This is a genomic window from Amphritea atlantica, assembly GCA_024397875.1.
Taxonomy (GTDB): Bacteria; Pseudomonadota; Gammaproteobacteria; order Pseudomonadales; family Balneatricaceae; genus Amphritea; species Amphritea atlantica_B.
In genome coordinates this window covers 3694222-3719452 of the sequence record CP073344.1, presented here as the reverse complement: position 1 = coordinate 3719452, position 25231 = coordinate 3694222, and the positions used below count along the sequence as shown (strand labels likewise).

Sequence of the window (25231 nt, the reverse complement as noted above, 5' to 3'; positions counted from 1 at the left end):
GCAGCCCCTGCGACTTTTTGGAGTCTTACATGAGTGACTTTCCCACTCAACCGAAGGAACTGTGGCGACTGATTCAACAGGAAGCCCGTGAAGAGATGGCCAGAGAGCCCTTTCTGGCGAGTTTCTTCCACAGCACAATTATACGTCACCAGAGTCTCTGTGAGGCGGTGAGTTATTTGCTGGCCAATAAGCTGTCTGATGAAGTGATGGCTGCCATTACCATGCGTGAGCTGATTGAAGAGGCTCTCGGAGGTGATCCTGAAATCCTGAAATGTATCTGTAAGGATATCAGTGCAGTGCGGACGCGGGATCCGGCAGTTTCCAGCTTCACGACAGTGCTCCTTTATCTGAAGGGCTTTCATGCCCTGCAGGCCTACCGTATTGCCCACTGGATGTGGCAGCAGGGGCGACATTCGATGGCGCTTTATCTGCAGAGTCGTGTCAGTGAAGTTTTTCAGGTAGATATTCATCCTGCGGCACAGATAGGCTGTGGCGTGATGTTTGATCATGCAACCGGCATCGTCGTCGGCGAAACCTGTGTGATTGAAAACGATGTGTCTATTCTTCAGTCTGTTACGCTTGGTGGTACGGGTAAGCAGAGCGGTGATCGCCATCCCAAGATTCGTGAAGGGGTTATGATTGCAGCCGGTGCCAAGATCTTTGGCAATATTGAGGTGGGTGCCGGGGCTAAAGTCGGTGGTGGCTCTGTGGTGCTGGAAGATGTTCCGCCCCATACCACGGTGGTCGGCGTTCCGGCTAAGATCGTCGGTCGCCCTGAGGGTGATAAGCCGGCTTTCGATATGGATCAGAGCGTCAGTCAGCAAAAGAATAAATGACTCAAAATGCGGGCTGATATAATCAGCCTGTAATCAGACCAGGTGTACAGAATGATAAGAGTTGCAGTAACCGGCGCCGCCGGGCGTATGGGTAAAACGAATATTGAAGCGATTCAGGCGACTGAAGGTGTCACACTCGGCGCTGCTATCGTTGAGCCAACCAGCAGCCTGATTGGTGCCGATGCCGGTGAAGTGGCTGGCGTAGGCAAACTGGGAGTCAAAATTGTCGGTGCTCTTGATCAGGTGATGGATGATTTTGATGTTCTGATCGATTTTACTGCGCCTCAGGCGACCCTGGCTAATCTGGCTCAGTGTGCTGTAAAAGGCAAGGCGATGGTTATCGGAACAACCGGACTCAGTGAAGCCGAGCGCAATGAGCTGAAAAGTTTTGGCGAAGTGATGCCGCTGGTGTTTGCTTCGAATATGAGTGTCGGGGTTAACCTCTGCTTTAAACTGCTGTCGGAAGCCGCCAAAGCGTTGGGCGATGATTACGATGTCGAGATTATAGAGGCGCATCACCATCACAAGGTGGATTCTCCTTCCGGTACCGCCCTGAGTATGGGTGAAGTCGTTGCCGATGCCTTAGGCCGGGATCTGCGGCAGTGTGCCGTGTATGGCCGGGAAGGACAGGTCGGTGCCCGTAGCAAAGACGAGATCGGCTTTGTGACCATTCGTGCCGGTGATGTGGTGGGTGATCATACGGTGCTGTTCGCTACCGAGGGCGAGCGCGTTGAAATCACTCACAAGGCAAGTTCCCGGATGACTTTTGCCAAGGGTGCTGTCCGCGCAGCGGGATGGCTGGCGGGTAAAAAGAACGGTTTATACGATATGCAGGACGTACTCAGTCTGCGTGACTAATACAGGTCATATGGCCTTAGAAGCCGCCAGATGAGTCAGGTTTACAGGCCGGCTCATGTGGCGGTTTTTTTATTTTTACTGAACAATTAAACAAATATCCCATTATGGGACGAATCCAACCCCCACCGTAGTCATTTTCATCTATATTTATGGGATGACAGCCAACGGCTTATGGAGTGACCAAATGTCTGCCAATAAATTTGAGACCCTGAAAGAGATGGGGTTTGATGACCCCTATGAAATTGAGAAATATACCACCCGTACAGAAAATGATATTGATGTACTGAAGGTCTATCTGCATCGTCATCAGGGCGAATGGATGACCAAGAGTAGGAAGTTTAAGTTTAAGCGGCGGCACACCAATGTCTCTGTGGAAGGTGGTCTGGTGCCTTATCGAGCCAGTACCGAGCCTTCACCGTACTATCTGAAAGCGGTTGCCGAGCTTGAAAAACTGGTTGTTGAAGAGAAGTCAGTAAAAGATAAAAAGCAGCACCTGCTTGATGAGATTGATCATCTTGAGAAGGTGGTGACACGTAAGGTGGAAGATCTTCGTCGGCAGATCGAAGAGCTTTAAGCCTCGATGGCTTCAATGATCAACGGCTGGTGAGTAATCACCGGCCGTTTTTGTTTGTAACACAAAGCGCGAGGGGCGGTGATGTATAAACTGGCGTTCTATGTGCCGCAAGAGAATCTTGAAGCGGTTAAGCAGGCGCTGTTTGCAACAGGGGCTGGCAGGATTGGTGACTATGATAGCTGCTGCTGGCAGGTAAAGGGAGTTGGTCAGTTCAGGCCTCTGTCGGGCAGCAATCCTCATATTGGCAGCCAGCATTTGCTGGAACAGCTTGAGGAGTGGAAAGTAGAACTGGTGTGTGAGGACCATCTCATCCGGGTGGCTGTCAGGGCGCTTAAACAGGCTCATCCCTACGAGGAGGTGGCTTACGAAGTCTGGCCGCTGAGCGATTTATGAGCATGTTTATAACTGCGGATGTTATAAACATAATCTGTTGATAAGGCTGTTGATTAAGTATGGATAACCGCTTGATCTGTGTGTTAACTATTTGTTTTTATAGAATAAAATAGTTTTGCGTCAATTCTGATCTGGTTATTAACTGAGCGGTTGTAATCGCAGTAAATAAGTCACAAAAACTGTGTATATCGTTGTGGATAAAGTATGGGTATCACTGGGGTAAGCGACGCAGAGCCCGTGACAGTGGCATTCTGCGTCATTGGTGCTATAACGCTCAGTGACCGATGCGGGTCATGAAGCCGGTAATCCCGGTCAACACAATCTCTGACGCCATCGCGGCCAGAATCAGGCCGGTAATCTTACTGAGAATATTCAGCCCGGTTTTCCCCAGCAGGCGTTCTACCCGGGTAGCGGCATGGAGTAAAGCCAGCAGGCAGATCAGGGCCAGAAACATTCCGCTGAGTCCCAGCAATACCTCGATACCATGCAGTTCTGAACCATACACCAGAATTGCACCGATGGTGGCCGGCCCGATAATGGTGGGAATCGCCAGCGGCACAACCGAAGCATCCTCCCTTGCCTCTCCGGGCACCTGAGCGTTGGTGCGTATACCATCTTTGACCAGGCTGACGGCTGACAGAAACAGCAGTATCCCGGCTCCGATGCGGAAGGAATCGATCGTTATTCCCAGCAGTTCAAACAGCGGTGAGCCGAAGAAAAACAGCACCAGTGATGCTAACGCTGCGGCAAAAACCGCTTTGTTTGCGGTACTGCGGCGTTCTGCCGGTGTGTCACTGCGGGTCAGGGAGAGGAACATTGATACCACAAAAAAGGGCGCAAAGAGGACGAAAAATTTAATCCAGGTAGCGATTAACAGAGTCATAGGTGGTTCTCATCATCCGCGCCGGATAAGCGCAGTAAAATAAAAAAACGGCCTTATGGGCCGTTATTCATAGCTGTAGTCGGGGAAGGAAACCACGACAGGAACAGGGGAGTGGTTATTTTAACACCAGCCAGAGCGCATGCAGAATACCCGGGATGTAAAAAAACAGGCAGAGCACAATATTGATCACCAGTTGCAGCCCTGCCCCGGTTTTCATGAAAACTGCGATAGGGGGCAGCAGAATCGCGAGAATGATGAGAATCAGTTTGTTATCCATAGCAAGCTCCTTTTGTCTTATTGATTAAGACTTTTCAACGAATTGTCCGGGTGGTGTATGAAGATCGACGTGATGCAGGGGAAATACCCCCTTTTGCCGGTCTTCAAAATAGAATCGTAATGCGTTTCTGATGGTCTGAAATGCCAGCTCATCCCAGGGTATGGTCTCTTCGGAAAACAGCTGCACATCGGTGGTTTCATCGCCGGCAGAGAAATTCAGATCGTCCAGTTGTGCCAGATAGATCAGCTGTATCTGGCTGACCGGTACGATAGAGGTCAGGGTGTAGAGCTGTAAATCGCTGACCCGGGCATTGGCTTCTTCAAGGGTTTCCCTGGCGGCGGCCTGGCGGGTTGATTCGCCGTTTTCCATAAATCCTGCGGGCAGAGTCCAGTAACCGACACGGGGTTCAATCGACCGTTTACACAGCAGTATCTTGTCTTCATACACCGGCAGGCAGCCGGCGACCACTTTAGGATTCAGATAGTGGATTTCACCACACTCATTACAGATATGACGAGGGCGGTTATCGCCAGCCGGTATTTCGAATCGGACGGTCGATCCGCACAGATTGCAGTATTTCATAGCGTGTCCTTCAGTATTGGTCCCGGTCCGTAAATAGATCATGGTGTGTGGAGCATCTGTTAACACTTACTTTAATCTAATAGCCGCTGTTGGCTCAAATATTCAATCGAATATCGGTTAACTATTTTCTGAAGTTTTTCAGATGACCATTAAATACCGACTCTAAGCTGCGCAGTCAGGCGTTAGACATCCTGATTACTCTCGTTGATCTTCTTCATGCGGTAGGCGAGCCGTGAACGGGTTAACCCCAAGAGTCTTGCTGCCGCTGACAGGTTGCCATCGGACTGAGCGACCGCCTCACTGACCAGGCGGGCTTCCAGTTTATCGAGGGAGGGGCCGACAGCGTTAGCCGGGGCGAAACGGCGAAACTGCTCCAGCGCTGATTCTTCGCTATCCTGACTCAACTCCCCGTCTGAACTGATGGTAAACAGCAGCGCCCGGGTGGTTTCCTCATCCCGGAACAGGTGAGAGAGATCGATAAGCGATTCATCTTCGGCGGCGATCACCCCCCGCTCGACCAGGTTCTGCAGTTCACGAATATTGCCGGGGAAACGGTAGTTCAGCAGTGCCCGCATCGCTTTCAGAGTAAAGCCACGTACGCTTCTCTCGTGGCGTTGGTTGTAGTGCTCAAGAAAATGGGATAGCAGCAGCGGAATATCGTCACGCCGCTCCCGCAAGGGCGGCAGCAGTATTGGAAATACATTCAGGCGGAAAAACAGATCCTCGCGGAACTCCCCTTTAGCAACCGCATCCCTCAGTTCGACGTTGGTGGCAGCGACCACCCGCACATCGACACTGATCAGACTGGTGCCGCCGACCCGCTCTAATACTCCCTCCTGCAGTACTCGCAGCAGTTTGCCCTGAGAGCTGGGGCTGAGAGTGCCGATCTCGTCGAGAAACAGGGTACCTCCGTGGGCGCGTTCGAAACGTCCCGGCCGTGAGGTGGTGGCACCGGTAAAAGCACCTTTGTCGACCCCAAACAGCTCGGACTCGATCAGGGTTTCGGGAATCGCGGCACAGTTGATGGCGATGAAGGGTTCATCTTTACGGCTGCCGATCTCATGTAGCATACGGGCAAACAACTCTTTGCCCACGCCGGATTCCCCAGTGAAGAGTACCGTTGCCCGGGTGCTGGCAACCCGTCGTAGCATATGACAGGCGGCAATAAAGGCGGAGGAGATACCGATTAACTGCCGCTCGCCCAGTACCGGTAGTTCAGTATTGGCCATCGGTAGCGGCGCGGCAGTGGGCAGCGAGCCTGAACCGGTATTGCTATGACTGACAAAATCTTCAGCATTGAGATAGCGCAGATCCTCATCGACATCGCCCCAGAGTTCGACCGTTCGGCCAATGACGCGGCAGGTGGCGTGGCCCATTGCGCGGCACTCGACCTCGCGGAATACCGTCAGTCGTCCCAGCAACGTGGTGACGTAGCCCATGGCATAGCCCAGCTGCATCCAGCACGCCGGCTCGGTGCCGATGCCGTAGGCGGCGATATGTTCATCATCTTCACTGGAATGGTGCCAGAGAAATTCACCATCGTAGGTGCCCTGATGGGGATCGAACTCAAAGTGGATGGTTTCCACCTGCACCACTCCCTCCAGTGAGTGCAGCTGCGTGCCGGCAAAGAAGATCGCTTCCGGGTCGGCATCGGGCCAGCGTTCGCGCACCAGTTGCGCATCCCGGACGCCGGAGCTATAGCCCGATCGGGTCAGCAGTCCCCGCGCCCGTTCAATCCCCAGTCGTTCAATCAGTTCGCGCCGCAGGCTACCCAGCGACGAGTTGTGCATCAGTACCATGCGTTGGCCATCCAGCCAGATCCGCCCGTCTTTAGGGGAGAAATGCAGATACTCAGAGAGTTGACCAAAGTCCAGACCGGAACCCTCAGTGAGGTTATCGCTGTCGCCAGCGGGAAGTTCAGGGGGGCGCGCTTGGGTCAGATCCGGTTGATCTGTAGTGGGGTCAGAGGTCATGGGTGTACTCATTGTTATCATTATTGTTAACAAAAATATTAAGTCGTTTTGGTGTATTTAACAAACTTATCAATTGTTGAGTATTTAAATAATTTTTGTGCACTGCAATTAGGCATAAATAATTTGTTCATACATAAGGGGGCTCTGCTCGTGTTTTGTTGATGCTGCGTTGCAATAAAAAGAGCTATGGAGAAATCTGGCATAGCGGTTGCTCTATCCAGTTAACAATAAAAAACGTCCATTCCCATCTGTTTTTGGGCGGACAACACGCTGGAGGTTCTATTGTGACAAGTGTACATGGTGACTCAGATCTGTTGGATCAGTTGCTCTGGGAGGGACGGATATTCGATGGCAGCTGGAAGGTGGCTCAGGGTGGTAGTGCCGTAGTGACCGAACCGGCAACGGGCGAGGAACTGACCCGAACCGGTATGGGGGATGCTGCGGATATCGCCATTGCTGCGCGAAGTGCTGCTGAAGCTCAGGCAGAGTGGGTGAAAATGCCCAGCCGTGAGCGGGCAGATATCTTTTTTCGTGCTGCTGAGGCTCTGCAACAGGATTTTGAAGCGGCGAGAACCTGGATCGCCCGGGAAACCGGAGGCATCTATGCCAAGGGGGAGCATGAAGTTCGCGAGGCCGTGGTGATTCTGCGCCGGTCGGGGGCGATGCTGCTGGATTCGGGGCACGGCTTAGTGTTGCCTTCGGCATCCGGGCAACTTTCCTTTGCGAAGCGCCAGCCCCTGGGGGTTATCGGTGTGATCTCGCCGTTCAACTTTCCTCTGATTCTCTCTCTTCGTGCGGTAGCACCTGCACTGGCAGCGGGCAATGCGGTGGTGCTTAAGCCAGACCCGCGCACCCCGGTCAGCGGCGGCTTTATTATTGCCCGCGCGTTTGAGCTGGCGGGTTTGCCCAAGGGGTTGCTACATGTGGTTCCCGGCGGAGCGGATGCCGGTGAGGCGCTGTGTACCGATCCGCACGTGCGCATGATCGCCTTTACCGGGTCAACGCCGGTCGGCCGCAGAATCGGTGAGCTGGCAGGACGCCACCTTAAAAAAGTGATGCTTGAGCTGGGGGGTAAGAGCCCGCTGATTATCACCGAGGATGTCGATCTTGATCTGGCGGCCAGCAATGTAGCCTGGGGCGCCTGGTTCCATCAAGGGCAGATCTGTATGGCTTCAGGCCGCATTATTGTCCACGAATCGATTGCTGAACAACTGATTGAGCGACTGGTAGCTAAAGCCAGTCATCTGCCTTTTGGAAACCCCGCCGATGGCAATGTAGCGCTGGGTCCGATGATCAACCGCAATCAGTTGGAGCGTGTTGACGCCATTGTAAAAGATAGCGTTGCTGCCGGAGCGGTTCTGGAAGCGGGCGGAGAGCCCGAAGGGCCTTACTACCGGCCAACAGTACTGTCTGGCGTTAAACCAGGGATGCGTGCATACAGTGAAGAGTTCTTTGGCCCGGTTGCCAGTGTTATTACCTACCGTGATGACGAGGAGGCGATCCGCATCGCTAATGACACTGAGTACGGTCTTGCAGCCGCCGTTATTTGTCGCTCCGTTGGTCGCGCGACAGCGATTGGTGAACGTCTGAGTGCCGGCATGGTGCATATCAATGACCAGACCGTCAATGACGAGTGTAGCAATCCGTTTGGTGGCCGGGGCGCTTCCGGCAATGGTGGCAGCATCGGCGGGCCGGCTGACTGGGATGAGTTCTGCCAGTGGCAGTGGGTCACCGTGAAGGATGCCCCACCGGCCTATCCGTTCTGAGGGACTCTGGTCGATTAACCAATACTTTTTGCAGCGCTGCCGACGATCTGTCTGGTCAATCGCATTGCAACGTTTAATTCAAAGCGAAGGAATAAAATATGAATAACAACTCCCGCTTAAAACCCTTGTTTCTGACAAAGATGCCTTTAAAGCCTCTGACCGTTGCTATCTCACTGGTAACCGTTCTATGCGTTCCAGAGGCGCTGGCATTTAAAATTGATACCGGTAACCCCGATGTCAGGCTGCGCTGGGATAACACCTTCAAATACAGCACGGCGTTCAGGGTGGAAGACCAGTCAGATACCTTGCTGACGGATGTTAACTACGATGACGGTGATCGTAACTTCGATAAGGGGCTGATCTCTAACCGGCTCGACTGGCTGACCGAACTGGATGCCCGCTATAAAGATTATGGCGTACGGGTGAGTGGCGCTGCCTGGTATGACTCGGTGTATAACCAGCGCAATGATAACGACTCGCCATTTACCAATAATTCGACCAGCGCTAAATACAACGAATTCACCGATAAAACCCGCGATGTGCATGGCCGTAAAGCGGAACTGCTGGATGCGTTTGTCTACGGCAATTTTGATCTGGGTGATATGCGCAGCAATCTGCGTCTGGGACGCCACTCACTGGTGTATGGTGAAACGCTGTTCTTTGGCGCTAACGGTATCGCCGATGCTCAGGGACCAATTGATCTGATCAAACTGTTAACCGTACCGAGCACTCAGTTTAAAGAAGTGCTGCGGCCGGTTAACCAACTCTCCGGTACGTTGCAGATCAACCCCGAGCTGTCGCTGGGCGGTTATTACCAGCTCGCCTGGGAGGAAACCCGTTTGCCGGGGGCTGGCAGCTACCTGTCGAATATCGACTGGGCCGGTCCTGGCACTGAGTCGCTGATCGCTGGCCCCGGGGTTATATGGAACCATATCTCAGATGTGCAACCGGATGATTCCGGTCAGGGTGGTTTAAAGCTGCGGATTGCGCCGGAGGAGAGTGATTTTGAGTATGGTCTTTACTATGCCCGCTATCACGCCAAGACTCCGTCAGGTTTCTATTTTGACCCTGTAGGACAGACTATCCGTACCGTCTATGGGCAGGATATCGAAACCGTTGGTGCCAGTGCCACTACCTCAATTGGTCAGCTGAATATCGCGGCGGAAGCATCGATGCGCTTCAACGCACCGCTCAACAGTGATCCGCAGATCTCTGTTGGTCAGACCGCGGATAACGATAACAACATCCTTTATGCGGTGGGTAAGACCGCCCATGCCAACCTCTCCGGTATCTATGTAATGCAGCCTAACTCTCTGTGGGATGGTGGAGCGTTGCTGGGTGAGCTGGCATGGAACCGGGTGGTATCGATTGATAAAAACCCGAATGCGCTGGACCCCAACACCACCCGTGATGCCTGGGCGATGCGGATGATCTTTTCGCCGGCCTACTTCCAGGTATTGCCCGGTCTTGATATCGAGCTGCCAGTCGGCCTTGGTTATAACTTTCAGGGCCGTTCAGGCGCGGTTGCCAATATGAATGGCGGCGCCTCCTATGGCGGTGATTTCAGTCTGGGAGTCAACGGCACCTATCAGAACACCTGGAAGCTGGGGGCTAGCTATGTCCGTTTTCTCGGCGACGAGTTCAGCTTCGTAACGCCGCAGAACAGTCCTGCTCCGGCGCTTTCATTCAAACAGACCCGTGCCGACCGCGATTTTGTGTCGCTGTTTATCCAGCGCAGTTTCTAACCGAATTCAGTGGAGATAAGAATAATGAAAAACACACTTAACATTAAAACACTCAGAATGGTTGTCACCGGTGTCAGTCTGGCGATAGCGGCTCAGGCTTCTATGGCCGCTGTAGATGCCTCAATGGCAGAGCAGTTAAAGACAACGTTAACCCCAGTGGGCGCAGAAAAAGCGGGCAATGCTGACAACACCATCCCGGCCTGGAGCGGCGGCTACAGCAAAGTAGCAGAGGGCTATACCAGTGGCGAGCCACGTCCGGATCCATTTGCCGGTGAACAGCCGTTATTTACGATTACTGCGGACAATCTCAGCCAATACAGTGCTCAGCTCAATGATGGCGTTAAAGCCCTGTTTGCGAAAAATCCCGATTTTCGCATGAATATCTATCCGACTCACCGTACCGCAGCGGCGCCACAGTGGGTGTATGACAATACCCTGAAGAACGCCACCAATGCTGCGCTGGCTGCGGATGAGGCATCCGTCAGTGGTGCTTACGGCGGAATTCCTTTTCCGATACCTGAAACCGGTGCTGAGGTGATGTGGAATCACCGTTTAGGCTGGTCAGGGCAATCGGTCGAGTATGCGATGAAAACCTATATCGTGACCTCCGACGGGCATCGTTCGCTGGCCAGTGAAGGTGAAGAGCTGCTGCAGTTTCCTTACTACTACAAAGAGGGTAATGCTGCCAGCTATAGCGGTGTGAACCAGTTGGGTCGTTTTATTGTGACCGGACCGGCCTCCAAAGCGGGTGAAGCGATTCTTGTACATGATCCTTCGGTAGCCGAGAAAAAGCGGGCTATCTGGCAGTATCTGGTCGGTCAGCGCCGGGTGCGTAAAGCGCCATCGGTGGCTTATGATACCCCGGATTTCGTGACCTCCGGTGTCGGTCTTTTCGATGAGGCGTTCATGATGTTTGGCCCAATCGATCGTCATAGCTATAAGCTGGCAGGCAAAAAAGAGATCTTTATCCCCTATAACAACAACCACGCCGCTCAGGTGGGAATCGATGAACTGATGGGGGATCACTATCTGAATCCGGAAAATGTTCGCTGGGAACTTCATCGTGTCTGGGTTGTTGAAGCCGAACTGAAGCCTGGATTGCGTCACACCGTTCCTAAGCGGACCTATTACATCGACGAAGACAGCTGGAAAATTGTGCTGTTCGATGGCTGGGATGCGAAAGGCGACCTGTGGCGTATGAACTACTCACTGACCTATCTGGTGCCTGAACTACCAGCGCTGGTAACCAATGTGATGTGGGGGGGATATGACCTGCAGACCGGTGCGTACTATCTGAACGCTGCGATGAATGGTGGCACCCCGCATTACCGGGTGCGTGAACCGATATCTGAAGGCACCTGGAGTCCGGTAGAGCTGGCCAACCAGGGTGCTCGTTAATATCTCACAATCCGTATTTGATCGTTGTCTGACGACTGCTGCTGTCACTCGCAGCAGCAGATATCAGGCGATGATCAGGAGTTTTCTGATGGTCAGATTTTCCAATTCAATATTAAGAAACCGGCTGGCGGGTGGTTGCCTGCTGCTGCTGATGGCCGGGCAGAGCTGGATCGCTGTGGCCGCCGCTGAAACCGGTTTTTCTGCGCTGGACAAACCAGCACAGATCTCTGCTCAGTCAGCGCATAAGACCTTATTGTCGGTCGGACGTGCTGGTCAGCGGCTGGTGGCTGTGGGTGAAGAGGGCATTATTCTGTTATCGGATGATAATGGTCTGCACTGGAATCAGGTTGCGTCACCAGTGTCTGCAGCGCTAACCGAGGTGCAGTTTGTTGATCCCCGGCATGGCTGGATTGTAGGTCACTATGGCGTGGTGCTGGCGACCACGGATGGCGGTGAAACCTGGCAGAAACAACTGAATGGCATTCAGGCGGCACAGTTATTGTTGGCGGATGTTCAGTTGCGCGGTGGCGATGAGCGTGAGCTGCGTGAAGCGCGCCGGTTAGTAGACGATGGCCCTGATAAACCCTTTCTGAATCTGCATTTCACTGATGCCCTCAACGGCTTTGTTTTCGGTGCCTACAACCTCATCTATCGCACCCATGATGGTGGCCAGAGCTGGCAGCCGTGGCTGAGCCGGGTTGATAACCCGATGGGGCTGCATCTGTATGGTATGGCCGAAGCGGATGGGGTGCTGATGATGGCCGGTGAGCAGGGTACGCTGTTGCGTTCAACCGATGCCGGAGAGCATTTTGAAGCGATCGACTCGCCTTATGATGGGAGCTTTTTTGGCATTATTGCTGAGCCGGATGGGGCGTTTGTCGTCTACGGCCTGCGGGGACACCTGTTCCGTTCAGTCGACAGCGGCGACAGCTGGACTCAGCTTGATACCCGGGAAGAGGTTGCGCTTAGTGCCGCGTCGATGCTGGCGGATGGGCGTCTGCTGGTGGTGAGTCAGAGTGGCTCACTGCTGGTTGATCAGAATGACACCGGTTTTGCACCGGTACCGGATCTGCCAGCACTGCCGTTAGCGGGTGTTGTTCAGTCGGCTGACGGGGCAGCTATTGTTGCCAGTCTGGCCGGGGTTCACCGATTTGATCTGCCTGGACGTATCGCCAGGGATAGTGCGTCCGGCAGTGTGAAGGAATAGCGTTGTGAATAGTGCGAATAATATAGATACCGGTGCAGCGAGCCCGCAGCCGGAAACGTTCGATCCGCATTCCGGATCGGTTATTGAACGTCTGGTGTTTAATCAGCGTCGGCTGGTGCTGACAATTTGCCTGATCATCAGTATCGGACTGGGCTGGCAGGCAACTCAGCTTGGGCTGAATGCCAGTTTTGAGAAGATGATTCCCACCGGACACCCGTTTATCACTAATTTCCTCGCCAACCGTTCCAGTCTGGCCGGGCTGGGTAACTCGCTGCGGGTTGCGGTGGGCGTTAAACAGGGCTCCATTTATGATCAGCAGTACCTGCAAACACTGCAGAAGATAAATGATGAATTGTACCTGCTGCCGGGGGTTGATCGCCCCTATATGAAATCTCTGTGGACCCCCAGTACCCGCTGGATTGCCGTGACCGAAGAGGGCATGGATGGCGGTACGGTGATTCCTGGTGATTTCGATGGCTCTGCCGCGAGTCTGGAACAGGTAAAGCTGAATGTGCAACGCTCCGGTGAGATCGGACAGCTGGTGTCGGCTAATTTCCGCTCCAGTATTGTCTATGTGCCGCTGTTGGATAAAGATCCGCGTACTGGCGAGCCCCTTGACTACGGTGATCTGTCCCGACAACTGGAGCAGATCAGAACCAGGTATCAGAGTGATAATATTGAGATTCATATCACCGGTTTTGCCAAAATTGTCGGTGATCTGATTGAAGGTATGCAGCAGGTTCTGGTGTTTTTCGTACTGGCGGTGGCGATTGCCACAGCTGTACTGTATGCCTATACCCGCTGCCTGCGTAGCTCGCTGCTGGTAATGGGGTGCTCCCTGATTGGTGTTCTATGGCAATTGGGGATGTTGCAGCTGTTTGGTTTCGATCTGAACCCCTATTCCATCCTGGTGCCGTTTCTGGTATTTGCCATCGGTATCAGCCATGGTGCGCAGAAAATGAACGGTGTAATGCGCGATATTGGTAGTGGCATGGCGCCCTATGTGGCCACCCGCAACACCTTTCGTCGTCTGTTCCGCACCGGTATCGCCGCACTGATTACCGATGCCTTTGGCTTTGCGGTATTGCTGGTAATCGATATCGGTGTGATCCGGGAGCTGGCGATTGCGGCCAGTCTGGGGGTGGCGGTGCTGATTATCAGTAACCTGGTACTGTTGCCGGTATTGCTCTCCTATATCGGTGTGACACCGAAGGCGGCTGCGCGCTCGGTTCAGCATGATAGTGCGGCGGGGAGTGATCGTGAAATTCATCAGGTCCTGCCCGGACGGTTGTGGAAATTCTTTGCCCTGTTTACTGAGCGTAAATGGGCTTTGACTGCGTTGACAGTTGCGGCCTGTCTGGCAGTGTTTGGTTCGGTGGTCGGTAGCCGCTTGCAGATCGGTGATCTGGAACCGGGCGCCCCTGAGTTGCGGGCAGATTCCCGTTATAACCTGGATACCGCTTTTATGGCAGATAACTATGCCGCCAGTTCCGATATCTTCGTGGTGATGGTGAAAACCGCAGTGGATAGCTGTACCCATTACTCAGTCTTGTCGAAGGTTCGTGAGCTGACTGGCCAGCTGGAACGGCTACCCGGTGTTGAATCGACCAACTCAATGGCGCGGCTATCCCGCTATGCGATGGTGGGCTACAACGAGGGCAACTTTAAATGGCTGGAGTTGATTCCCAACAATGCAGCGCTGGGAGCGGTGCAGGCACGGGCGCCACGGGAGCTGTTTAATGCGGATTGCAGCTTATTATCGGTATATGTCTATCTGAAGGACCATAAGGCCGCGACGCTTAACAGTGTGGTTGAAGTCGCGCAGAGATTTGCGGCTGATTACAGCGATGATGAGGCTCGCTTTATGCTGGCAGCGGGCAATTCCGGCATTGAGGCCGCCACCAATATCGTGGTTAAAAAAGCGATGAACCAGATGATGTATATGGTCTACGGTGCGGTGATTATTCTCTGTTGGATCACCTTCCGCACCTGGCGCGGCGTAGTGGCGGCGGTTTTGCCACTGATGCTGACCTCGGTGATGTGTCAGGCGCTGATGGTCAAGCTGGGAATCGGCGTTAAGGTGGCGATTCTACCGGTGATTGCGCTGGGTGTGGGGATCGGTGTGGATTACGCGCTATATGTCCTGTCAGTGTTGCTGATGGGGCTGCGCTTCGGCATGACGGTAACCCAGGCTTATCAGCTGGCGTTGCGTCAGACCGGCCGGATCGTGATGCTGACCGGTGCAACGTTGGCGGTGGGGGTGGCTACCTGGGTGTTCTCCCCTATCCGTTTTCAGGCGGATATGGGCATCCTGCTGGCGTTTATGTTCCTGTTTAACATGCTTGGGGCGTTGATTCTGTTGCCTGCGCTGGCGCACTTTCTGTTTGGCTCTACTGTGATTGCTCAGCCTGTTAACAGCAGTGCGCCAGTTCAGGAACACAATGATAATCATCCGGGTGGTCTCAAAAGCCAGTCTTTTACAGAGGAGAACAGTCATGCTTGATCTGCAGATAAAAGGGATGCTGGAGCAGGCGACTGCTGCGGGAGCGCCGGACTTTGCTGACCTGCCCCCCGCTGTTGCCCGTGAGGTTTACAGTCAGATACTGACGGCCACCGATGTTGCCGTAGCTGACGGGGTGGATATTTCGGACCGGAGTATTCCGGGGCCTGCTGGTGAGTTGAATCTGCGCTGCTACCGGCCGGAGGGGCAGGGTGAACTGGCTGGCGCGGTGCTCTATCTGCACGGTGGCGGCTTTGTGGTGGGCTGTCCCCGGGATTATGACGGTGTTGTCAGTCAGCTAAGCCGGTTGTCCGGTTGCCTGATTGTGCAGGTGGATTACCGTCTGGCACCGGAGCACGCCTATCCGGCCGCCGTCGAAGACAGTTACGCCGCGCTCTGCTGGCTGGCGGAAGCGGCGACGGAACTGGGGGTTAAACCGGGACAGGTTGCCCTGGCCGGTGATAGTGCCGGCGCCAATCTGGCCGCGGTATGTGCGCTGCTGGCACGGGATAACCAAGGCCCCTCGGTCTGTCTGCAAACGCTGATTTATCCTACCGTCTCCGGGGTGGACGAGGTGTATGAGTCCTATGGCAGATATGGTGAGGGTTATACGCTGACGACCCGGAGTATGACCTATTTTATGGGCCATTATCTGAATGGCAGTGCTGAACCTGTCGATTTTCGGTTTGCACCGCTGGAGGCAGCTAACCTGTCAGGCCTGCCGCCGGCACTGATTCAGGTGGCAGGTTTTGATCCGTTGCGGGATGAAGGCATGGCTTACGCTGATGCGCTGATGCAAGCCGGTAGCCCCGTTAATCTGACGGAATATGCGTATCTGACGCATGGTTATCTCAGCATGTCGGGAGCGGTTGATGCTGCCGGTCGGGCAATCGAAGAGATCGCCGCTGTCTGGCGGCAGACTTTTAGTTCAGTTTTGTAAATCACGATAATAATAACAGGAGCGATATATGAAGATTCAAGCGGCGGTTGCCCGGACTGTACATGGGCCGCTAACACTGGAACATCTTGAACTTGAAGAGCCTCGTGCCGATGAGATCCGGGTACGTGTCGTTGCCACCGGTGTCTGTCATACCGATATTGTGGTGCGCGATGGCATGTTACCGACGCCAATGCCTGTAGTGCTGGGTCATGAGGGGGCCGGCGTGGTTGAGAGCGTGGGATCGGGTGTGACGAAAGTTGTCCCGGGCGATCATGTAGTGATGACCTATAACTCCTGTGGTGGTTGCCCCAGCTGTGAGGATCATGCGCCCAGCTACTGTCATGAGTTTTTTCCGCGCAACTTCTTTGCCATCCGGGCAGACGGTACGACGGCACTGTCAAAGGACGATGAGGTGATACAGAGTAATTTCTTTGGACAGTCCTCTTTTGCCACCCATGCGCTGTGTCATGAGCGCAACATCGTCAAAGTGACCGATGCCGTATCGCTGGAGCTGCTCGGGCCGCTGGCCTGTGGTGTACAAACCGGTGCTGGGGCGGTTATCAATGCGCTGCAGGTGAAAGCGGGTAAGTCGATTGCGATCTTTGGTACCGGCTCGGTGGGGCTGTCAGCCGTGATGGCCGCCCATGCGATGGGTGCCACAACCATTATTGCCGTTGATATGAATGATGAGCGACTGGCCTTTGCCGAAGGGGTAGGGGCGACACACAGCCTGAATCCCGCTAAAGGTGATGTCACTGCTGCGATCATGGAGATCACCGGTTACGGGGTGGATTATGCACTGGATACCACCGGACTGACTCCGGTGATTAAGGGCGCGGTATTGAGTCTGGCCCCTCGGGGCTGCTGTGGTGTGCTGGGCGCGTCGGCTCCCGGTAGTGAGATTATTCTCGATGAGGTGCATTTCATGAGTGGCGGTCGACGTCTGATAGGTATCGTTGAAGGCGAGTCGGATCCGGACAGTTTCATTCCGCAACTGATCGATCTTTATCAGCAGGGTAAATTTCCCTTCGATAAGATGGTCCGGTTCTATCCATTTGATCAGATCAATGAGGCGATAGCGGATTCTGAATCCGGGGTTACCATCAAACCTGTGGTCAGGATGTAGGATGCCTTAGCGAAAGTGATCTAGCCCATACTTTCGTAGGCAATTGGAAAACACTTTTTGTTTTCATGCCCGCCACCTGCATTATTTGGCAGGTGGTGTTTTTTTGCTTTCTTGATCGGTTAGCTGCACATGAGCCTCAGCCCGAAAACTGATAACTGTAGCTCTGCATTGCGTCAGGAAATGCATCAACGCTGCCGTCCCATTCGAACCTTTTAAGTCTGGTCTGTCTGACCGGAGCTCTGAACCATCGTCTCGCCATCAGTCGCGAGCTACCGTCTCCGCGGATAGCGGAAGCCATTCGGCAGAAGCTTGTCCATCAAAGCGCCTGTTCAGGGGGGGGATTTGCCGTCAAACAAAGCAATTCATCCCGCGGTGCCAATGTGACGTGCCGTCGGTGTCAAACTGATTAAACCCTGTTGAGATATCCAGATCGCGGTGTAGAGACGTATCAGAACTAAACTTTCGTCTAAACCAGCGGTATGATGTTGGTATACTATCCATTCATAGCTATAAGTAGTTTGCAGTAACACCCATGATAAATCAGCTGAAACAACGATTAGTCGGGTACGCCCCGAGGACGCTTGATAATGGCGGCCCGCAAGCCAGTGTGCTGATTGCGCTGACCAATAATCCTGCGGGTCCGGAAGTGATTCTGACCCGTCGATGTGATCATCTGAGTACGCACAGTGGCGAGATCGCGTTTCCGGGAGGGAAGCGTGATGCTACCGACCCGGACCTTCTGTTTACCGCGTTACGTGAAGCGCAAGAGGAGGTGGGGCTTCATCCCGAAAAAGTTGAGATTATCGGCTCCCTGGGTGATGTATTGTCAAAGCATCAGCTTCAGGTGAGGCCCTATGTTGGCATTATACCCGGTGATACCGAACTGATACCCAATCTGGATGAGCTGGACCGGATCCATCGGGTGCCGCTGAGCTTTTTTCTCGATGACCGGCGGCATCATACCGATAAAATCAGGTTCCGGGGGATGACTCATTATGTGCCGGCCTATGAGTTTGACGGGGATATTATCTGGGGGTTGACCGCGTATATGCTGGTGGAACTGCTCAATGTTGGCTTTGATGCGCGGATTCCAATGAAAATCAGACCCGAACACAGTATTCGTTAAACGATCACCTGATAGACCGTGTTTTCTTTAACCTGACAGAATTAAATTATGAATAATGAATTTGCACCGCCCCGTCCGATCCGCTCCCCCTGTATTGGTGTGTGCGCGCTGGATGAGAAAGATCTGTGTGTCGCCTGTCGTCGCAGCGGTATGGAGATCGCTGAGTGGGGTGTGCTCACGGATGAACAGAAAAAAGCAGTCTGGGCGCTGATCCGACAGCGGGAAGCGGAAGACAGCAAGGCCTGAGCCGGAGGTTAATATGAAAGTGATGATCGATCTGTGTGTCGTGCCGGTGGGCGTGGGGACCTCTGTGTCTGAGTATGTGACGGCCTGTCAGCGTGTCCTTCAGGATGCCGGGCTGGCTCATCAGATGCACGCCTATGGTACCAATATCGAGGGTGAGTGGGACGAGGTATTTACTGCGGTGAAGCGCTGTCACGAGGCGGTGCATGAATTGGGTGCTGTGCGGATCAGCAGTAGTATGCGGATCGGCACCCGCACCGATCGCGATCAGACCATGGATGACAAAATAAACAGCGTGAAGGCAAAGCTCAAGGAAGAGTGATTACTCTTCCTCCTCTTCACTCTCCCGGTATTGCTCAATAGCCCGGATGGTTTTAATCTGGTTGTCGCTGACCTGCAGGGTTTCAATCCGGTAATTACCTATCACCATGCAGATATTAGCATCGGGAATCGCTTCCAGAATCTCCATCACCAGCCCGTTAATGGTTTTTGGTCCGTCAGTGGGCAGGTTCCAGTTGAGCGACTTATTCACATCCCGGATATTCGCGGTGCCATCAATAAAGTAGCTGCCATCGGACTGTGGATAGACATCCTGGTTTTCTTCTTTGCCATTCAGTGACATCTCGCCAACAATCTCTTCAAGGATATCCTCCAGCGTCACAACGCCCTGGATATCACCGTATTCATCTACGACAAGAGCTATGCGGCGGCTTTCCTGTTGGAAGTTTAATAGCTGAGTATGCAGCGGCGTGCTTTCGGGGACGAAGTAGGGTTCATGAATAACCTGCAGAATCGCCGCTTTGGTGACGGCTTCCTGCCTGAATACCTGTGCCAGGTTGCGCATATGCAGAATGCCGACAACTTTATTCAGCTCACCACGGTAGACCGGCAGTCGCGTGTGAGCGGTATTACTTAACTGATCAATAATCATTTCCAGATCATTGTCCATATCGATACCGAGCACTTCATTGCGGGGGATCATAATATCATTGACGGTGACTTCATCCAGCTCCAGTACGCCCAGCAGCATCGACTGGTTGCGTTGCTGGAGTACGGCACCCGATTCATTAACCAGTGTTCGCAGTTCCTCAGTACTGAGGTGGTGATGCTCCCCAGCGGTCACTTTGACGCCAATCAGCTTCAGTAAGTTGTTGGTGATCAGGTTGACTATCCACACCAGGGGGTAGAGTAGTTTCAGTAATGGCTGAAGCACAAAGGCGGCCGGAAAGGCGATCCTTTCAGGATAGAGTGCGGCAACCGTTTTTGGGGTAACCTCAGCGAAAATCAGAATCACCATTGTCAGGGCGGCAGTGGCGATGAATATCCCACCCTCTCCCCAGAGCTGAACCGCAATGATGGTGGCAATTGATGAGGCAAGGATGTTGACGAAGTTGTTGCCGATCAGAATCACGCCGATCAGTCGGTCAGGGCGCTTCAACAGCTTATTAGCCTTAACCGCGCCGCGGTGACGGTTTTTCACCAGGTGCCTTAACCGGTAGCGGTTAAGTGACATCATGCCCGTCTCAGAACTTGAGAAAAAGGCTGAGCAGAGAATCAGAAATAGAAGCAGTCCCAACAGGGACTCGATCGATGCGCCTTCCAAGACGGTAAACCTATGGTTGCTAGTTGGAGAGCCATTGTCGGGTTTAACCCCCGATACTGTCAAGCATACTAAGGCTTCAGTGAAATGGTTTTGCCAGGTGCGGGAGGTAAATCATAACAACAGTTCGACAACAAACTTACTGCCAAAGAAAGAGAGCATCAGTACGATAAAGCCGCCGACGGTCCAGCGGATCGCCCTGTGGCTGCGCCAGCCCAGCAGATGGCGACCAATCAGAAGGGTCGCATAGAGTAGCCAGGCAAGAATAGAGAGAACTGTTTTATGAACCAGATGCTGGGCAAACAGATCATCAAAGACAATCACGCCACTGATCAGCGACAGCGTCAGCAGAATCAAACCGGTCCAGATCATCTCAAACAGCAGGGCTTCCATGGTTTGCAAGGGCGGAAGGGAGCGCAGCAAGCCTTTGGTTATGTGATGTTTCAGCTGATATTCCTGCTTTGCCAGCAATACCGCCTGAAATGCCGCCAGGGTAAAGATACTGTAGGCCAGAATAGAGATCAGGATATGGATCACCAGGCCCGTGTCATAATGTTTCCCCTGTTGTGAATCAAGCCCGAACAAGGTGAAAAACAGGGCGAAAGCGGCCAGCGGAAAAATGCCGATGTAGAGATTATCGATTTTTTGCCGCAATGAGCTTAACAGAACCAGTGCGGCTACCAGCCAGCCGATCAGTGAGCCGGCGCTGAAGAACTCCAGATGGATACCGCTCGGGCGGTGAAGATCCAGATAGGCCGAGAAACCGTGACTGATAACTGCCAGTAAACCGATGAGGCGGATGATCGTACTGTTGATACTGCGTCCGCCGACGACCTGCCACTGTAAAACAGCCGCGATCAGATAACATATTATGGCGAAAATAGCGGGCAGAATGTGCATTAGCGGTTAACTCATCAGTTCCATAGAGTGTGCAGGCGCTAAGTGTGTCATAAATATCAGTGTGATGAAATATTGATGCCTGCCCAATTGGGTCTGATCGGGGAGGTCCTGGTTGCCGAATAGTCAGGGCGCCATGATTATCAGGTTCCTAAAGCGCTCTGCTGCTGTATAATGCAGGACTTTATTTTACTGTAACAGAGCTGTAGCAAAGGCTGGCTCTGACATAAGCAGTAGCGGATTAACACCTCAAGGCGTAACTATGTTTGAGAATCTGACGGATCGTCTGGCTAAAACGCTTAAAGCGGTCACGGGTCAGGCAAAGCTGACCGAAGACAATATTCAAGGCACTCTGCGTGAAGTGCGCATGGCGCTGCTGGAAGCAGATGTGGCGTTGCCCGTTGTTAAAGCGTTTATTAACAACGTAAAAGAACGGGCGGTAGGCACCGAAGTCAGTAAGAGCCTGAGTCCGGGACAGGTATTCGTTAAGATCGTCCAGCAAGAGCTGGAAAAAGTGATGGGTGAGGCCAACGAGGGTCTTAACCTGGCGACGCAGCCGCCCGCTGTGGTGATGATGGCGGGCCTGCAGGGTGCCGGTAAAACCACATCGGTCGCCAAACTGTCCCGTTTTCTGCGTGAACGTGAGAAGAAGAAAGTGTTGGTGGTCTCTGCCGACGTTTATCGTCCTGCGGCGATCAAACAGCTGGAAACGCTGGCGGCAGAAGTGTCGGTGGAGTTCTTCCCTTCATCTATAGAACAGAAGCCGATCGATATCGTCAATGCGGCGATTCATCACGCCCGAATCAAGCATTTTGATGTGCTGATTGTCGATACTGCCGGTCGTTTGCATGTCGACAGCGATATGATGGACGAGATCAAAGCGTTACATGCGGCGATTAAACCGGTGGAAACGTTGTTTGTTGTCGATGCGATGACCGGTCAGGATGCTGCCAATACCGCTAAAGCGTTCAATGATGTGTTGCCGCTGACCGGTGTGGTTCTGACTAAAACCGACGGTGATGCCCGTGGCGGTGCTGCGTTGTCGGTTCGTCATATCACCGGTAAACCGATCAAATTCCTCGGTGTGGGTGAGAAGGTTGATGCCCTTGAGCCGTTCCATCCGGATCGTATTGCATCCCGGATTCTGGGGATGGGTGATGTTCTCTCTCTGATTGAGGAGGTAGAACAGAAGGTCGATAAGGAGAAAGCTGAGCGGCTGGCCAAAAAAGTTCAGAAGGGTAAGGGCTTTGATCTGGAAGATTTCCGTGATCAGCTGCAGCAGATGAACAACATGGGAGGTATGGCCTCCCTGATGGACAAGCTGCCTGGCATGGGGCAGATGGCTCCGGCGATGCAGGGGGCGAATCTGTCCAGCGCAGAAAAAGGCTTTAAGCAGTTTGAGTCGATCATCAACTCGATGACCCCTCTTGAACGCAAACGCCCGGATGTGATCAGCGGCTCCCGCAAAAAACGGATCGCTATGGGTTCCGGTACCCAGATACAGGATGTTAACCGTCTGCTGAAGCAGCATAAGCAGATGGCTAAGATGATGAAGAAGTTTTCATCAAAAGCAGGTATGGCCAAAATGATGCGCGGCATGAAGGGGATGATGCCCGGCGGTATGGGCGGTCCTGGCGGCTTCCCACGGATGTAACCGGGTAGCTGTTTGCGTCAATCAGCAAATGGCAAAAATGATGAACTCTTATCAAGAGCCTATTTCATCTAAAGCAGGTATGGCCAAAATGATGCGTGGTATGAAAGGGATGATGCCCGGCGGTATGGGAGGCCCAGGCGGCTTCCCACGGATGTAACCGGGTAGCTGTTTGCGTCAATCAGCAAATGGCAAAAATGATGAACTCTTATCAAGAGCCTATTTCATCTAAAGCAGGTATGGCTAAAATGATGCGCGGCATGAAGGGGATGATGCCCGGCGGTATGGGCGGTCCTGGCGGCTTCCCGCGGATGTAACCGGGTAGCTGTTTGCGTCAATCAGCAAATGGCAAAAATGATGAACTCTTATCAAGAGCCTATTTCATCTAAAGCAGGTATGGCCAAAATGATGCGTGGTATGAAAGGGATGATGCCCGGCGGTATGGGAGGCCCAGGCGGCTTCCCACGGATGTAACTTTCTGTCGTGTGATTATTTTATAATCAAAAAGCTTCACAGGGGTGGCAAATTCACGTAATATGCCGCCCTGTTTTTTAAATGGGTGCAGTCTGCGTCGGTATTCTAAAAGAATCCGGAATGGGACTGTTATCTGTAAACTGTGAGCGATTTCAAAACTCACTTAATAAAGGGACCTAACGCATGGTAACTATTCGTCTAGCTCGTAGCGGCGCCAAAAAGCGTCCATTTTATCACCTGACTGTGGCTGATTCTCGTAATCCGCGTGATGGTCGTTTTATTGAGCGTGTTGGCTTCTTCAACCCACTGGCTAAAGGTCAGGAAGAGCAACTGCGTATTAACCAGGAACGTATTGAGTACTGGGTAGCTAAAGGCGCGCAAATGTCTGACCGTGTTGCTAAGCTGCTGAAAGAAGCTAAGTAAACATATTAAAGCAATCAGTCGGGTTTGAGTGATGAGTGGCTATACGTCTGAAGATCTAACAACCATCGGGCGAATCACCACACTTTATGGTGTTAAGGGCTGGGTTAAGGTTTATTCCCATACCGAGCCGATGGAGAGCATCCTCGAATATTCACCGTGGCTACTGAACATTGATGGTCAGTGGAAACCGTTCAAAATTGCGGACGGTAAACGACACGGTAAAGGGCTGGTCGCAAAACTGGCTGGAGTCGATGATCGGGATCTTGCGCGACAGTATTGTGGCGTTGATATCGCGATTGAGAGGAATCAGCTTCCTGAACTGGAAGCAGGTGAATTCTATTGGAGCCAGCTGGAAAAGCTTGAAGTATTAACCGAGTCCGGCGAGAAGCTGGGTAAGGTGAGTCATCTGATCGCTACCGGTTCTAATGATGTTCTGGTGGTTAAAGGTAATGCAGAGAGTATTGATCGCCGTGAGCGATTGATTCCCTACCTGCCGGATCAGGTGGTTAAAGAGATAAACCTTGAAGAAGGTACGATTCGGGTCGATTGGGATCCGGAGTTTTAACCGGTGTGGATCGGTGTTGTAACCCTTTTTCCGGAGATGTTCGAGGCGATAACCCGTCACGGAGTCACCGGAAAAGCAGTGCGCAACGGCTTGCTGGATGTGCAGTGCTGGAACCCTCGCGAGTTCACCAGGGATAAGCACCGAACCGTGGATGACCGTCCTTATGGCGGTGGTCCCGGAATGTTGATGAAGGTGCAGCCGCTGCGGGACGCGATCCAGGCAGCGAAACAGTCTGCCGGTGAACAGGTCAGAGTAATCTATCTGTCACCGCAGGGGCGCCGACTAGACCATGCCGGGGTAAAGGAACTGGCCGCTGCAGAGCGGTTGATTCTGGTCGCAGGACGCTATGAAGGTATTGATGAGCGTCTTGTGGAGAGCGAAATCGATGAAGAGTGGTCATTGGGAGATTTTGTTCTCAGTGGCGGCGAGTTACCAGCAATGGTGCTGATCGATGCAGTGTCCCGATTGGTTCCCGGTGTGCTTGGCCACCAGGACTCAGCGGCAGAAGATTCCTTTAGTGATGGGCTGCTTGACTGTCCTCATTATACCCGACCAGAAAAACTCGACGATATGTCCGTACCTGATGTGTTGCTTAGCGGTAACCACGAGGCGATCAGACGCTGGCGTCTGAAACAGCAACTTGGGCGAACCTGGAAACGGCGTCCCGAATTGCTGGAAGACCTTGAACTGACCAAAGAGCAGCTGACATTGTTAACCGAATTTATCCGTGAGACAGAAGCGTCTCAGGGTTAGTATTTAGGAGCGTGCTATGAGCAGCAAAAACTCTATCATTCAGCAGATCGAAGCTGAACAGATGAATAAGCAAGTACCAGAATTTGCACCGGGTGATACCGTTGTTGTTCAGGTAAAAGTAGTTGAAGGCACCCGTCAGCGTCTGCAGGCGTTTGAAGGCGTTGTGATTGGTAAGCGTAACCGTGGCGTTAACTCTGCGTTCACTGTTCGTAAAATCTCTCACGGTGTTGGTGTTGAGCGTACTTTCCAGACTTTTGCGTCTACTGTAGACAGCATTGAAGTTAAGCGTCGCGGTGACGTGCGCCAGGCTAAACTGTACTACCTGCGTGAGCGTAGCGGTAAGTCTGCACGTATTAAAGAGAAGCTGGCTAAGTAATCGCTTACCAGTTTGAGTATAAAAGGGCAGCTTCGGCTGCCTTTTTTGTTGTCTGGCGTTCGCGA

At 53.0% G+C, this 25231-nt stretch carries 25 protein-coding genes; 19 read left to right on the top strand and 6 right to left on the bottom strand.

Annotated features, from left to right (window positions below):
• Positions 1–29 precede the first annotated feature (29 nt).
• The 4 genes from cysE (at position 30) to KDX31_17185 (ending at position 2661) form a co-directional block, all read left to right on the top strand.
• The gene (gene cysE, locus KDX31_17200) at positions 30–836 is read left to right on the top strand and encodes a serine O-acetyltransferase (GenBank protein UTW03044.1); all 807 of its coding nucleotides are present in this window, start codon (positions 30–32) and stop codon (positions 834–836) included.
• Between the two features lie 51 nt (positions 837–887).
• Positions 888–1694 carry a 4-hydroxy-tetrahydrodipicolinate reductase gene (gene dapB / locus KDX31_17195; GenBank protein UTW03043.1) on the top strand — a complete coding sequence of 269 codons (807 nt, stop codon included), beginning with the start codon at positions 888–890 and terminating at the stop codon, positions 1692–1694.
• A 184-nt stretch (positions 1695–1878) separates the two neighbouring features.
• Positions 1879–2268, top strand: coding sequence for a DUF3461 family protein (locus KDX31_17190; GenBank protein UTW03042.1), 390 nt, complete (start codon positions 1879–1881; stop codon positions 2266–2268).
• 81 nt (positions 2269–2349) lie between these two features.
• Positions 2350–2661: a YqfO family protein gene (locus KDX31_17185; protein ID UTW03041.1), complete on the top strand. Its 312-nt coding sequence runs from the start codon at positions 2350–2352 to the stop codon at positions 2659–2661.
• A gap of 274 nt (positions 2662–2935) precedes the next feature.
• On the opposite strand, the gene KDX31_17180 is transcribed toward KDX31_17185, so the two are convergent.
• From KDX31_17180 to KDX31_17165, 4 genes are all read right to left on the bottom strand, one after another.
• Positions 2936–3544 (bottom strand): MarC family protein, encoded by a 609-nt coding sequence (locus KDX31_17180; protein UTW03040.1) that lies wholly within the window; start codon positions 3542–3544, stop codon positions 2936–2938.
• Positions 3545–3659: 115 nt separating this feature from the next.
• Entirely contained in the window at positions 3660–3821 is a 162-nt protein-coding gene (locus tag KDX31_17175; protein UTW03039.1) for a YqaE/Pmp3 family membrane protein, read from the bottom strand.
• A gap of 24 nt (positions 3822–3845) precedes the next feature.
• The gene (locus KDX31_17170) at positions 3846–4403 is read right to left on the bottom strand and encodes an NUDIX hydrolase (protein UTW03038.1); all 558 of its coding nucleotides are present in this window, start codon (positions 4401–4403) and stop codon (positions 3846–3848) included.
• 182 nt (positions 4404–4585) lie between these two features.
• Positions 4586–6376, bottom strand: coding sequence for a sigma 54-interacting transcriptional regulator (locus KDX31_17165; GenBank protein UTW03037.1), 1791 nt, complete (start codon positions 6374–6376; stop codon positions 4586–4588).
• 161 nt (positions 6377–6537) lie between these two features.
• On the opposite strand from KDX31_17165, the gene KDX31_17160 reads away from it, so the two are divergent.
• The 10 genes from KDX31_17160 to KDX31_17115 all read left to right on the top strand — a co-directional run bounded on the left by KDX31_17160 (position 6538) and on the right by KDX31_17115 (position 18749).
• On the top strand, positions 6538–8142 hold the full coding sequence (locus tag KDX31_17160) for a benzaldehyde dehydrogenase (protein UTW05437.1): 1605 nt from the start codon (positions 6538–6540) through the stop codon (positions 8140–8142).
• 98 nt (positions 8143–8240) lie between these two features.
• A complete protein-coding gene (locus tag KDX31_17155) occupies positions 8241–9887 on the top strand; it encodes a DUF1302 domain-containing protein (GenBank protein UTW03036.1) in 1647 nt (548 codons plus the stop codon).
• 24 nt (positions 9888–9911) lie between these two features.
• Positions 9912–11285: a DUF1329 domain-containing protein gene (locus tag KDX31_17150; GenBank protein ID UTW03035.1), complete on the top strand. Its 1374-nt coding sequence runs from the start codon at positions 9912–9914 to the stop codon at positions 11283–11285.
• A gap of 88 nt (positions 11286–11373) precedes the next feature.
• Positions 11374–12492: a hypothetical protein gene (locus KDX31_17145; GenBank protein ID UTW03034.1), complete on the top strand. Its 1119-nt coding sequence runs from the start codon at positions 11374–11376 to the stop codon at positions 12490–12492.
• A gap of 4 nt (positions 12493–12496) precedes the next feature.
• Positions 12497–14995: an RND family transporter gene (locus KDX31_17140; protein ID UTW03033.1), complete on the top strand. Its 2499-nt coding sequence runs from the start codon at positions 12497–12499 to the stop codon at positions 14993–14995.
• Positions 14988–15932, top strand: a complete 945-nt coding sequence (locus tag KDX31_17135; protein UTW03032.1) for an alpha/beta hydrolase — start codon at positions 14988–14990, stop codon at positions 15930–15932. Before KDX31_17140 ends, KDX31_17135 begins: the two co-directional genes overlap by 8 nt.
• A gap of 28 nt (positions 15933–15960) precedes the next feature.
• Positions 15961–17058 (top strand): NAD(P)-dependent alcohol dehydrogenase, encoded by a 1098-nt coding sequence (locus tag KDX31_17130; protein UTW03031.1) that lies wholly within the window; start codon positions 15961–15963, stop codon positions 17056–17058.
• 532 nt (positions 17059–17590) lie between these two features.
• Positions 17591–18184: a CoA pyrophosphatase gene (locus KDX31_17125; GenBank protein UTW03030.1), complete on the top strand. Its 594-nt coding sequence runs from the start codon at positions 17591–17593 to the stop codon at positions 18182–18184.
• A 48-nt stretch (positions 18185–18232) separates the two neighbouring features.
• Positions 18233–18430 carry a DUF1289 domain-containing protein gene (locus KDX31_17120; protein UTW03029.1) on the top strand — a complete coding sequence of 66 codons (198 nt, stop codon included), beginning with the start codon at positions 18233–18235 and terminating at the stop codon, positions 18428–18430.
• 13 nt (positions 18431–18443) lie between these two features.
• Positions 18444–18749 carry an MTH1187 family thiamine-binding protein gene (locus KDX31_17115; GenBank protein UTW03028.1) on the top strand — a complete coding sequence of 102 codons (306 nt, stop codon included), beginning with the start codon at positions 18444–18446 and terminating at the stop codon, positions 18747–18749.
• Here the strand turns inward: KDX31_17115 and KDX31_17110 are convergent, their stop codons facing one another.
• Both KDX31_17110 and ccsA read right to left on the bottom strand, forming a co-directional pair.
• Entirely contained in the window at positions 18750–20030 is a 1281-nt protein-coding gene (locus tag KDX31_17110; GenBank protein UTW03027.1) for an HlyC/CorC family transporter, read from the bottom strand. It lies immediately after the preceding gene.
• Between the two features lie 111 nt (positions 20031–20141).
• Positions 20142–20927 (bottom strand): cytochrome c biogenesis protein CcsA, encoded by a 786-nt coding sequence (ccsA, locus tag KDX31_17105; protein ID UTW03026.1) that lies wholly within the window; start codon positions 20925–20927, stop codon positions 20142–20144.
• Positions 20928–21186: 259 nt separating this feature from the next.
• Here ccsA and ffh point away from each other — a divergent pair, with 259 nt between their 5' ends.
• The 5 genes from ffh to rplS all read left to right on the top strand — a co-directional run bounded on the left by ffh (position 21187) and on the right by rplS (position 25166).
• On the top strand, positions 21187–22578 hold the full coding sequence (gene ffh, locus KDX31_17100) for a signal recognition particle protein (GenBank protein UTW03025.1): 1392 nt from the start codon (positions 21187–21189) through the stop codon (positions 22576–22578).
• Between the two features lie 654 nt (positions 22579–23232).
• Positions 23233–23472 (top strand): 30S ribosomal protein S16, encoded by a 240-nt coding sequence (gene rpsP / locus KDX31_17095; GenBank protein UTW03024.1) that lies wholly within the window; start codon positions 23233–23235, stop codon positions 23470–23472.
• 31 nt (positions 23473–23503) lie between these two features.
• Entirely contained in the window at positions 23504–24037 is a 534-nt protein-coding gene (gene rimM, locus KDX31_17090; GenBank protein ID UTW03023.1) for a ribosome maturation factor RimM, read from the top strand.
• Between the two features lie 3 nt (positions 24038–24040).
• Positions 24041–24790, top strand: coding sequence for a tRNA (guanosine(37)-N1)-methyltransferase TrmD (gene trmD, locus KDX31_17085; protein ID UTW03022.1), 750 nt, complete (start codon positions 24041–24043; stop codon positions 24788–24790).
• A 16-nt stretch (positions 24791–24806) separates the two neighbouring features.
• Positions 24807–25166 (top strand): 50S ribosomal protein L19, encoded by a 360-nt coding sequence (rplS, locus tag KDX31_17080; GenBank protein ID UTW03021.1) that lies wholly within the window; start codon positions 24807–24809, stop codon positions 25164–25166.
• Positions 25167–25231 lie beyond the last annotated feature (65 nt).

Coding starts and splice junctions, on each gene's coding strand:
- ccsA (UTW03026.1), bottom strand. CDS start 20,927: ATGCACATTCTGCCCGCTATTTTCGCCATAATATGTTATCTGATCGCG.
- rplS (UTW03021.1), top strand. CDS start 24,807: ATGAGCAGCAAAAACTCTATCATTCAGCAGATCGAAGCTGAACAGATG.
- KDX31_17145 (UTW03034.1), top strand. CDS start 11,374: ATGGTCAGATTTTCCAATTCAATATTAAGAAACCGGCTGGCGGGTGGT.
- KDX31_17130 (UTW03031.1), top strand. CDS start 15,961: ATGAAGATTCAAGCGGCGGTTGCCCGGACTGTACATGGGCCGCTAACA.
- KDX31_17150 (UTW03035.1), top strand. CDS start 9,912: ATGAAAAACACACTTAACATTAAAACACTCAGAATGGTTGTCACCGGT.
- rpsP (UTW03024.1), top strand. CDS start 23,233: ATGGTAACTATTCGTCTAGCTCGTAGCGGCGCCAAAAAGCGTCCATTT.
- cysE (UTW03044.1), top strand. CDS start 30: ATGAGTGACTTTCCCACTCAACCGAAGGAACTGTGGCGACTGATTCAA.
- rimM (UTW03023.1), top strand. CDS start 23,504: ATGAGTGGCTATACGTCTGAAGATCTAACAACCATCGGGCGAATCACC.
- KDX31_17185 (UTW03041.1), top strand. CDS start 2,350: ATGTATAAACTGGCGTTCTATGTGCCGCAAGAGAATCTTGAAGCGGTT.
- KDX31_17180 (UTW03040.1), bottom strand. CDS start 3,544: ATGACTCTGTTAATCGCTACCTGGATTAAATTTTTCGTCCTCTTTGCG.
- KDX31_17135 (UTW03032.1), top strand. CDS start 14,988: ATGCTTGATCTGCAGATAAAAGGGATGCTGGAGCAGGCGACTGCTGCG.
- KDX31_17120 (UTW03029.1), top strand. CDS start 18,233: ATGAATAATGAATTTGCACCGCCCCGTCCGATCCGCTCCCCCTGTATT.
- KDX31_17115 (UTW03028.1), top strand. CDS start 18,444: ATGAAAGTGATGATCGATCTGTGTGTCGTGCCGGTGGGCGTGGGGACC.
- KDX31_17160 (UTW05437.1), top strand. CDS start 6,538: ATGCTGCGTTGCAATAAAAAGAGCTATGGAGAAATCTGGCATAGCGGT.
- KDX31_17190 (UTW03042.1), top strand. CDS start 1,879: ATGTCTGCCAATAAATTTGAGACCCTGAAAGAGATGGGGTTTGATGAC.
- dapB (UTW03043.1), top strand. CDS start 888: ATGATAAGAGTTGCAGTAACCGGCGCCGCCGGGCGTATGGGTAAAACG.
- KDX31_17170 (UTW03038.1), bottom strand. CDS start 4,403: ATGAAATACTGCAATCTGTGCGGATCGACCGTCCGATTCGAAATACCG.
- KDX31_17155 (UTW03036.1), top strand. CDS start 8,241: ATGAATAACAACTCCCGCTTAAAACCCTTGTTTCTGACAAAGATGCCT.
- KDX31_17175 (UTW03039.1), bottom strand. CDS start 3,821: ATGGATAACAAACTGATTCTCATCATTCTCGCGATTCTGCTGCCCCCT.
- KDX31_17165 (UTW03037.1), bottom strand. CDS start 6,376: ATGACCTCTGACCCCACTACAGATCAACCGGATCTGACCCAAGCGCGC.
- ffh (UTW03025.1), top strand. CDS start 21,187: ATGTTTGAGAATCTGACGGATCGTCTGGCTAAAACGCTTAAAGCGGTC.
- KDX31_17125 (UTW03030.1), top strand. CDS start 17,591: ATGATAAATCAGCTGAAACAACGATTAGTCGGGTACGCCCCGAGGACG.